The sequence below is a fragment of the Streptococcus sp. HMSC078H12 genome (genome assembly GCF_001814615.1).
In the GTDB taxonomy this organism is placed as follows: Bacteria; Bacillota; Bacilli; order Lactobacillales; family Streptococcaceae; genus Streptococcus; species Streptococcus salivarius_F.
This window is the reverse complement of the sequence record NZ_KV817339.1, coordinates 171,976-182,725: the sequence shown is the minus strand read 5'-3', so window position 1 is coordinate 182,725 and position 10,750 is coordinate 171,976. Positions and strand designations below refer to the sequence as shown.

The window sequence follows — 10,750 nt, the reverse complement described above, 5'->3', positions numbered from 1 at the left end:
CTTTTCCATGATAATTCTCCTTTCATTTTAAACTTTTTACATACTGCAAAATAAGGGCTGTCATGAGAGTTTATGAAAAGTGAGTATTGGGTAGAGTCCCTAAGGTTGTGGGGCAACCTTTTTTATGACAATCCTTATTTCTCCAAGTCTCCTCAGTTTTTGTATTATGAGACTGTTCAAGGCAAACATGAGTCCTGATGAAATGATTCTAGGAAAACGAGAGTCGTTTAGAATTTTCCTCCTTTCTAAGCACGGAAGATCTCGTTTATTTTGGGTTTCTAAGACACAAAAAACTAGAGCTTACTAGTATGGGCGTCCCCTCTAGAGCTCTAGTTTGAAATGATGCTGTATTTTTAGAAATGAGCCCTAGTTTGATGGTTCAAAGTGACTCAGGAATGGTCATCCTACTATGATTCTTATTTAGACATTAAGCGACTAATGTCAATCTTTTAGATAATCCCCCAAGTGTCCTTTAAAGCAAGATTAAAACGCTTACATGTTCACCTAGCTTCATTATAATCCTTTTTTAAGAATAAACAATAGAAACTAACAGAAATACCTAAAATGTTAAATAATTGACATGATTTTATTGCAAATAAGGATTTTTCAGAGCTAGTGTCAGAGTTTAAGGGTGTATAGGAAAAAATAGAAGCAACAAAAACCCTTTCAATAACCATTGAAAGGGTTGATACTTAGTCAATGCGAAATGATTATCTGGAATTCCATATCTTAAACGGAGAATTAAATCTCTGTAGATTTACCATTTTTATCAAAGGAATAAGTCTTACCATTAATAGTTCGAATGGTATTAGTTAGGAGTTCCCCAGTATTATCATCAAAATAGCGATTGCCATTGTAATCTAAAATAAATTGCCCTTTGACTTGTTTACCTTGCTCATCAAAGTAGTAGTGTTTGCCATCTATGATTTGATCAAAGACCAGTGCTTTGCCGTCAGCACCAAAGTAGTAGGTATTCCCCCGCCAGTTGATGAATTGATTGGTTACGGCAGCACCTGTGTCGGCATCGAAGTAATAATAAGCGTAAGGTTCTGATTTAACAACTTCAGCAGCCGTTGTACCCCTGTGTCGATCATAGTCTTCAGCCTCAGGACTGAGTACTTTGTCTTTAGCGAGATACCCTGAAGTGTAATAGATGGCTCTAAAATTTTCAAAATAGTAGAGTTTGCCATCAATATTTTGGAGATAAAGAAGCTTTTCGCTCTTGTCGTTAATGTAACACCAGTGTCCATTACCAACTTCGACGAGACCAGCTTTATAGACTGCAGCCCCTGTTTTCTTGTCATAATATGGCCCTGTACCAAAGAAATTAAAGTCCCCTCTTCGAGCTGAACCATTTTCTCTGAAATAATATTCCTTCCCATCTATGATTTTCTTACCAGTTAGAGGCTTGCCCTCGCTATCAAAATAGTACAAATCATCATCAATCTCTATGAATTGATTTCGAGGGACTGCATGTGGTGCACCGGTCTCTTTGTCATAATAGTAGCCATTGACAATTGTATTTCTGGCTTGTCGGTGAGTTTTTGGATTAAAGTAAACCTTAATCCCATTAATGGTGTGTTCACCTGAAAGAAGATTGCCTTGATCGTCAGCATAATACCAGTAGCCACCGTCAGTGAAGTAACCCCCTTTGATGAGGGCGCCATTATCTTTGTCATAGTAGTGAATCCCACTATCACTTACATCTCCTGACTCAGTAACAAACTTCCCTTTGACTTGCTTACCATTTGACTTATCAAAGTAGACATCGACACCATCAATAGTGTGCGCACCTTTGAGAATGATTCCGTCAGCATCAGCATAGTACCAATTATCATTAAAATTAAAGTATTGCTGTTTAAGGAGGGCGCCATTATCTTTGTCATAGAATTTAACAGTATTTAGCCCATAATTTGGATTTTCTGCATTACCGTATTCGTTGATGAAAACTCCCTTGGCTTGTTTACCAGTGGTTGTATCAAAATAGACCTCAACACCATCAATAGTTTGTTGCCCTTTGAGAATGGTTCCTGTTGATCCAATATGGTACCAGTCATCATTCACTTGAACATAACGATTAGTGCCCAAATCTGTTTTGGCACCGGTATGTTGGTCGTAATAATAGCCATTCTCAGCAAAGTTACCCTTAACCTGTTTACCACGATAATCTTCGAAGTAAACACGTTCACCGTTGATAGTATGTTCACCTGTTACGGCTTTTCCTTCTTTATCAACATAATACCAATCTTGACCGACTTGGACATAGCTGTTAGTTACGGGGGCTCCGCTTCTAGCATCATAATATTTGCCATTAGATGCAAAGTTTCCCTTAACTTGGACGCCTGTAGTATCGTCAAAATAATACTCTATACCATCAATAACGGTAGCACCCTTGATAGCTTTGTTGTAGGTTCCGATGTAGTAGCTCTTATCACCTACTGTTACCAAACGATTAGTGACAAGGTCTCCATCGTTGATGTCATGGAAATTATTATCGTCATCAAAGCCACCTTTGACTTGCTTACCATCCTTGTCGAAGTAGACTTGAGCGCCATTAATAACTTTACGACCTTTTACAAAAGCTCCGTCGCTACCAACATAGTACCAATTTCCTTTTATATTGACGTAGTGGTTAGTACCAAAATCTTTTAGAATACCATCTTGATCATAGTAGTGACCAGTACTTGAAAAAACATCAAACAGTTGTCGACCGTCTTGAGGGTCGAAGTAGACGTGTTTGCCTTCGATGGTTTGCTCTCCTAAGGTAGGCGTACCTTCAGCGTTAAGGTAATAACGCTCTTTTCTTTGCGTTTGCTTATTGTAGGCTACAAGGTATTGGTTTGTGACTAAAGCACCACTATCGTCACCATAGTAATATAACTTCTTAGGATTAGTAGCATCTTTTACAAAATGGTTTCGAACCTGTTTACCACTTTCTTTTTCAAAATAGACTTTCTTTCCATCTATGATCTGAGGACCCTTGACGATAGCTCCATCACTTCCAGCATAGTACCAATCCTCTCCAATTTGGAAGTAGTTATTTGTGCCGAAATCTACCTGTTCACCTTTCTCATTATAGTATCGGTTGTCTCTCCCAAAGGCATTTTTGAGCATAGCCCCCGTACTGCCTGGCTGCCAATTATCATTGAAATAGACATGGACACCATTAATAACGTGAGGGCCCTTTAGGGCGTAGCCATTTTCATCAATATAGTAGGTGTCATCTTTGTTGGTGACATAGCTATTTGTGACCAAGGCTCCTTTTTCATTATCATAATATTTTCTATCTTCGGCAAATTCACCTCGGGCTTGGGCACCAGTTTTGTAGAAGTAGACCTTAATACCATCAACAGTCTGAGGGCCTACGAGGTCCTTTCCGTTAGCATCTCTATAGTGCCAGCGTCCGTAGTCTCCAAGATAGTATTCTCCACCAGTAATATTGGTTTCACTGGATGTAGCAGGAGTATTCGAATTAGCTTCACTTGTCGCTGTAGAAGTGGCAGTTGATGTTGAAGCAGTAGTGCTTGTAGTGTTTGGACTTTCGCTAGCAGCTTGACTCTGACTCCCTGCTTTTGAGGCTGAGTCACTAGTCGCTTCAGAAGTCGCAAGAAGAGAATTTGCTGTTTCTGTACTGTTTGATGAGACATTTTCAGTCGTAGAAGCAGCACTTGTTTCTGATAGGCCTACAGCACTTGAAGAATGAGTCTCGACCAAATCAGCAGTCGTTTCGACACTCGCAGTCGTAACTGTTGTCGTATCGAGATTTGTAGGTTTATCTGTGGTGACCTCTTCAGCAAAGGCAGGTCTTGCAATCAGAGCAAAACTAGCTAAAACAGTTGCACAAGATAGGGAAACAAGACGCTTTTTAGACGTCAACCTAAAGAAATTAGAATTCACTTTCATAACCCTCCTCCTTTTCTTAATTATTATTATAAATGTTATTATTTTTTAATCAAGAGATTATAAAAGATTTAGACAAAAAGAATGAATACCTTTACATTTTTAATGTTTAAGAGGGAGAAAAAACGAAAAAAGAAGTCGAAACCCGACTTCCTTTTATCTTTATATTTTTTAATTATCCGATAAGTTTACCGTTACCGTCAGCGTCAAATTGGTAGGTCTTACCTTTAATTGTGAGAATGGCGTTTGACACACGAGCGCCAGAGTTGGCATCGTAGTAGTGAGGAACACCGTTGACTTCGATAAGCTCACCTTTGGCCTGTTTACCAGATTTGTAAAGGTAAACCACTTGGTCATCAATAACAGCTTCACCAGATTCTGGGCGGATGGCATTACCATCGTCACCGAAGTAGTACCAATCACCTTGAAGGTAGATATAACGGTTCTTAACGGCTTCGCCAGTGTTTTCGTCGAAGTAGTAGCGCTGTGTTACCTTGTCATTAGTACCAACCCCATAGACAGGTGCGTATTTAGAGTTGTTAACAAAGGAGATAGCTTCCCCTTTAACTTGTTTCCCATATTGGATGTATTTTGATGCACCACTAGCAGTAAAGTAGTAGAGCTTGCCATCAATAGTTTGAAGGCCCATCACCTTGTCACCTTTGTCATCAAGGTAGAACCAGTCACCTAATTTACGTTGAACAAAGCCTTTGTGAGTGACCTTGTCACCAGTTTGGCCGTCGTAGTAGTTGCCGTAAGTAGATGCTTCTGAGTAGTAGCCTGCAAAGTCACCCTTAATTTGGAAACCGTGGTAGGGATGGAAGAAAACTTCCTGTCCGTTGATGGTTTGTGCCCCTGTAACAGGTTTTCCGTCGTTGCCAAGGTAGTACCAGTTACCATTGAATTCGACATAACGGTTAGTCCAAAGGTCACCAGAATCAACGTCGTAGTAGCGGTCCAAGAAACCATTTGATTTAGCTAGGCCACCTTTAACTTGTTGACCATTATCACGGAAGTAAACGTTTTGACCATCAATGGTTTGAGCACCTTTGAGGTTTTCACCATTGGCATCTTTATAGTACCAATTGCCTTGGTCATCACTGTAATAATGACCAGTTGAAGTGCTTGCGTCAGTATTAGTGGCTTGGGCCTCAACTGCGTTCGTTGCTACAGCAGGTTGGTCAGGTGTTTGTTCTTGGCTAACAGTCACTTTAGTAAGAGTTGTGGCTGCGTCAGTGTTGACACTTGCTGCCTCTTCTGAAGTGTTAGCAGTCGCTTCTGTCGCTGGCGTGGCATCGACAACTTTTGTCTCAACGAGATCAGCTGTTGTCTTGACATTGGTGGTTGTCGTAGCTCTAGTGTCGAGGTTGGCAGTGCTGTCAGCTGTAGCTTCCTCGGCAAGGGCAGGTTTAGCGATAAAGGCAAAACCAGCAAGAGCAGTTGCGCATGAGAGCGCAAGAAGACGATGTTTGGACGTCTGTCCAGCAAAATTAGAATGTACTTTCATAATTTTCCTCCTTTTTCCTAAGTTTTATTATAACTGAATGGGTCTGACTTTCCTAGGTTTTTCTGCCAATTTGCGTCAGAATGCAAGAAAATTTAGAAGATTCTTTCAGAAATCTAGAGGATGGAGTAGGTTCCTCTCAAATAATCTCTCTGTGCTTTAATATTCGCTCGCTATAGACAGGATCCAGTCTTAGTCAGATGAAAAAATAGAGTCATTCTATCTAAAATTTTCTTTTCAGAATTGTCTTTTTTGGGTCTGCTTCTCTCATAGTTTTGCTATCTCTTAAGCTTAATTGAAGCTTACTTTAATGATGAAAATCCTTTAAGGATAAGCGCTTGAAGGAGTTTGAGAAGCAAAAAAACTCTATTTAGGACCTTACATATGGTGTAAGGTCTCATTTTTACTAATCAAAGTTAATAATAGGAAGCGTCCGGCAGAGATTTATGAAAAGAAGATGACTTTTTCCTATTTGTAATTTATCTGAATATATCATAGAGTAGAGATAACAACAGAAAAAAGGATGATTGATATAGATGGAAAATAAGGTACGTTTTAAACTACACAAGGTTAAGAAAAACTGGGTAACTATCGGGGTGACCACTCTCTCAATGGTTGCCTTGGCAGGTGGAAGCCTTCTAGCTCAAGGAAAAGTAGAGGCCGATGAGACAAGCACGCCAAATGGTGATGGCTTGCAGCAACTGAGTGAGGATGGGACTGCCAGTCTAGTGACGACAACAACTGTTACTGAGCAAGCTAGTGCTCAAGCAAGTGTGTCAGCAGTAGCAACAGCCAGCGTAAGTTACGAAACAAGCTTCCAGGCGGCGACAAGTGCAGTCAGCCAAGAGGCAACTGTCCAAGCACAAACTAGTCCAGTTGCCAGTCAAGAAGTGGCAGTATCTTCACAAACTCAAGCTAGTGGCCAAGAGACACAGACTACTGAACAGGTGTCACAAGGTCAGACATCAACTCAAGTAGCTGGGCAAACAAGTGCTCAGTCTACTCCAAGTGTGACAGAACAAGCAAGACCTAGAGTATTGACCAATGCAGCACCATCAATTGCCACACGCACTGCTGATAGCACTATTCGTATCAATGCCAACCGCAACACTAACATTACGATTACGGCCAGCGGTACAACACCCAATGTGACCATCATCACAGGGCCAAATACGCCTAAGCCAAATGTGACGGTGACAAGTCCAAATGGAACTACACCCAATGTGACCATTGTAACGCAGCCAAATCAACCAAACAAACCTGTTCAACCAAGTCAACCGTCTCAACCTAATAAGCCGGTCCAACCAAGTCAGCCAAGTTTTGATTATAAACCAGTAGCTTCAAATTTGAAGACTATCGATGGCAAGCAGTATTATGTTGAAAATGGTGTTGTGAAAAAGAACACAGCGATTGAACTTGATGGTCGCCTTTATTATTTCGATGAAACTGGGGCGATGGTAGATCAAAGTAAACCTTTGTATCGTGCCGATGCCATTCCAAATAACTCTATCTATGCGGTTTATAACCAGGCCTATGATACGTCAAGTAAGAGTTTTGAACACTTGGATAATTTCTTGACGGCTGATAGCTGGTACCGTCCAAAACAGATCTTGAAGGACGGGAAAAATTGGACAGCTTCAACTGAGAAAGATTATCGTCCCCTTTTGATGACTTGGTGGCCAGACAAGGTGACACAGGTTAACTACCTCAACTATATGAGCCAACAAGGCTTTAGTGATAAGACCTATACGACTGACATGATGAGCTATGATTTGGCAGCTGCTGCCGAAACGGTTCAACGAGGAATCGAGGAACGTATTGGTCGTGAGGGCAATACCACTTGGCTTCGCCAGTTGATGTCAGATTTCATCAAAACACAGCCTGGCTGGAACTCAGAGAGTGAGGACAATCTCTTAGTTGGTAAAGACCACTTGCAAGGAGGAGCTCTTACCTTCCTCAATAATAGTACGACCAGTCATGCCAATTCAGACTTCCGCCTCATGAACCGCACACCGACTAACCAAACGGGGACACGCAAATACCATATTGACCGTTCAAATGGTGGTTACGAGTTGCTCTTGGCTAACGATATCGACAACTCTAACCCAGCTGTTCAGGCCGAGCAACTAAACTGGCTCCACTACATCATGAATATTGGTTCTATCCTTGGCAATGATCCAAGTGCCAACTTTGACGGTGTTCGTATCGATGCGGTGGACAATGTGGATGCGGACCTCTTGCAGATTGCTTCTGATTACTTCAAGGAAAAATACCGTGTCGCAGACAATGAAGCCAACGCCATTGCTCACTTGTCAATTCTTGAAGCTTGGTCTTACAACGATCATCAATACAACAAGGATACCAAGGGTGCTCAGTTGTCTATCGACAATCCACTACGTGAAACGCTTTTGACGACTTTCTTGCGTAAGAGCAATTACCGTGGTAGCTTGGAGCGAGTGATTACTAACTCTCTTAACAATCGTTCAAGTGAGCAGAAACACACGCCACGTGATGCCAATTATATTTTCGTGCGTGCCCATGATAGTGAAGTGCAAGCTGTTTTGGCTAATATCATCAGTAAGCAGATTAATCCAAAAACAGATGGTTTCACCTTCACCATGGACGAGCTCAAACAGGCCTTCGAAATCTACAATGCGGACATGCGCAAGGCTGATAAACAGTACACCCAGTACAATATCCCAGCTGCCTATGCCACAATGTTGACCAATAAAGACAGTATCACTCGTGTTTACTACGGTGATCTCTTTACCGACGATGGGCAATACATGGCTCAAAAATCACCATACTATAATGCCATCGATGCCCTGCTCCGTGCTCGTATTAAATATGTAGCAGGTGGTCAAGACATGAAGGTCACTAAGCTCAATGGCTATGAAATCATGTCATCTGTGCGTTATGGTAAGGGGGCAGAAGAAGCCAACCAGCTTGGTACTGCCGAAACACGCAACCAAGGAATGCTCGTCCTTACAGCCAACCGTCCAGATATGAAGTTGGCAGCTAATGACCGTCTAGTGGTCAATATGGGAGCCGCCCACAAAAATCAGGCTTACCGCCCATTGCTTCTCAGCAAATCGACAGGTCTTGCGACCTACCTCAAGGATTCTGATGTGCCAGCTGGATTGGTTCGCTATACGGATAATCAAGGGAACTTGACCTTCACGGCAGACGATATTGCTGGTCATTCAACCGTTGAAGTTTCAGGTTATTTGGCAGTTTGGGTGCCAGTAGGTGCTTCTGAAAACCAAGATGCCCGCACCAAGGCTTCGACAACTAAGAAGGGTGAGCAGGTCTTTGAATCATCAGCAGCTCTTGACTCACAGGTCATTTACGAAGGTTTCTCAAACTTCCAAGATTTCGTTAAGACACCAAGTCAGTACACCAACCGTGTCATTGCTCAAAATGCCAAACGCTTCAAAGAGTGGGGAATCACTTCCTTTGAATTTGCGCCACAGTACGTGTCTAGCCAAGACGGCACTTTCTTGGATTCTATCATTGAAAATGGGTACGCCTTCGAGGACCGCTACGATATTGCCATGAGTAAGAACAACAAATACGGTTCACTCAAAGACCTCATGGATGCCCTTCGTGCCCTTCACGCTGAAGGTATCTCAGCCATTGCTGACTGGGTTCCAGACCAAATTTACAACCTTCCTGGAAAAGAAGTGGTAACAGCTTCACGTACCAACAGCTACGGCACACCACGTCCAAATGCCGAAATCTACAATAGTCTCTATGCAGCTAAAACACGTACCTTTGGAAATGACTTCCAAGGCAAGTACGGTGGTGCCTTCCTTGATGAATTGAAGGCAAAATACCCAGCTATCTTTGAGCGCGTGCAGATTTCAAACGGCCGTAAATTGACAACCAATGAGAAAATCACGCAATGGTCAGCCAAGTATTTCAATGGAAGCAATATCCAAGGCACAGGAGCTCGCTATGTCTTGCAAGATAACGCCACAAACCAATACTTCAACCTGAAAGCAGGTCAAACCTTCCTTCCTAAACAAATGACAGAAATCACAGCAACTGGTTTCCGTAGGGTGGGAGATAAGGTCCAATACCTATCAACGAGTGGTTACCTTGCTAAGAATACCTTCATTCAAATCGGTGCCAACCAGTGGTATTACTTTGATAAGAATGGCAACATGGTCACAGGTGAACAGGTCATTGATGGTAAGAAATACTTCTTCCTAGACAATGGGCTTCAGCTACGTCATGTCCTTCGCCAAGGCAGTGATGGTCACGTCTATTACTACGATCCTAAAGGGGTTAAGGCCTTTAACGGATTCTACGACTTTGCAGGTCCTCGCCAAGACGTTCGCTATTTTGATGGCAACGGTCAAATGTATCGTGGTCTCCACGACATGTATGGCACAACCTTCTATTTCGATGAAAAGACTGGTATTCAAGCCAAAGACAAGTTCATCCGCTTTGCGGACGGACGCACACGTTACTTCATTCCAGATACAGGAAATCTCGCAGTCAACCGTTTTGCGCAAAATCCTGAAAACAAGGCTTGGTATTACCTCGATAGCAACGGTTATGCCGTGACAGGCCTTCAAACTATTAACGGTAAGCAATATTACTTTGACAATGAAGGTCGTCAGGTTAAAGGACACTTTGTCACTATCAATAACCAACGTTACTTCCTTGATGGCGATAGTGGTGAAATTGCCCGTTCACGTTTTGTGACGGAAAACAACAAGTGGTACTATGTCGATGGCAATGGTAAGTTGGTTAAAGGTGCTCAAGTCATTAATGGTAATCACTATTATTTCAACAATGATTATAGCCAAGTCAAGGGTGCCTGGGCCAACGGCCGTTACTATGATGGTGATTCAGGTCAGGCCGTAAGCAACCGCTTTGTCCAAGTTGGTGCCAACAAATGGGCTTACCTCAACCAAAATGGTCAAAAGGTAGTTGGTCTCCAACATATCAATGGTAAACTTTACTACTTTGAAGGCAATGGTGTTCAAGCCAAGGGTAAACTCCTGACTTACAGAGGCAAGAAATACTACTTTGATGCCAACAGTGGTGAAGCCGTGACCAATCGCTTTATCCAAATTTCTCGTGGTGTTTGGTATTACTTTAACGCCTCAGGCCAAGCCGTAACTGGTGAACAAGTCATCAACGGCCAACACCTCTACTTTGACGCTTCTGGCTGTCAGATCAAAGGCCGTTACGTCTGGGTTAAAGGCCAACGCCGTTACTATGACGCCAATACTGGAGCTTGGGTCAGAAAACGATAAGTAGGCAGAGAAAATGTATTTTTGGGACTATCCCAGAAGCTTATAGATTGAAAATCAGCAGCTTTCCACATAATTT

The 10,750-nt window shown here is 42.3% G+C and carries 3 protein-coding genes; 1 reads left to right on the top strand and 2 read right to left on the bottom strand.

Annotation, left to right across the window (positions count from 1 at the left end):
• Positions 1 to 741 precede the first annotated feature (741 nt).
• Both HMPREF2979_RS07500 and HMPREF2979_RS07495 read right to left on the bottom strand, forming a co-directional pair.
• Positions 742 to 3,903: a hypothetical protein gene (locus HMPREF2979_RS07500; protein WP_070655951.1), complete on the bottom strand. Its 3,162-nt coding sequence runs from the start codon at positions 3,901 to 3,903 to the stop codon at positions 742 to 744.
• 172 nt (positions 3,904 to 4,075) lie between these two features.
• A complete protein-coding gene (locus tag HMPREF2979_RS07495; protein ID WP_083312374.1) occupies positions 4,076 to 5,407 on the bottom strand; it encodes a hypothetical protein in 1,332 nt (443 codons plus the stop codon).
• Between the two features lie 533 nt (positions 5,408 to 5,940).
• Between HMPREF2979_RS07495 and HMPREF2979_RS07490 the strand changes: the two genes are divergently transcribed.
• Positions 5,941 to 10,674, top strand: a complete 4,734-nt coding sequence (locus tag HMPREF2979_RS07490; RefSeq protein WP_070655949.1) for a glycoside hydrolase family 70 protein — start codon at positions 5,941 to 5,943, stop codon at positions 10,672 to 10,674.
• The last annotated feature ends 76 nt before the right edge of the window (positions 10,675 to 10,750 follow it).

Coding starts and splice junctions, on each gene's coding strand:
- HMPREF2979_RS07500 (WP_070655951.1), bottom strand. CDS start 3,903: ATGAAAGTGAATTCTAATTTCTTTAGGTTGACGTCTAAAAAGCGTCTT.
- HMPREF2979_RS07495 (WP_083312374.1), bottom strand. CDS start 5,407: ATGAAAGTACATTCTAATTTTGCTGGACAGACGTCCAAACATCGTCTT.
- HMPREF2979_RS07490 (WP_070655949.1), top strand. CDS start 5,941: ATGGAAAATAAGGTACGTTTTAAACTACACAAGGTTAAGAAAAACTGG.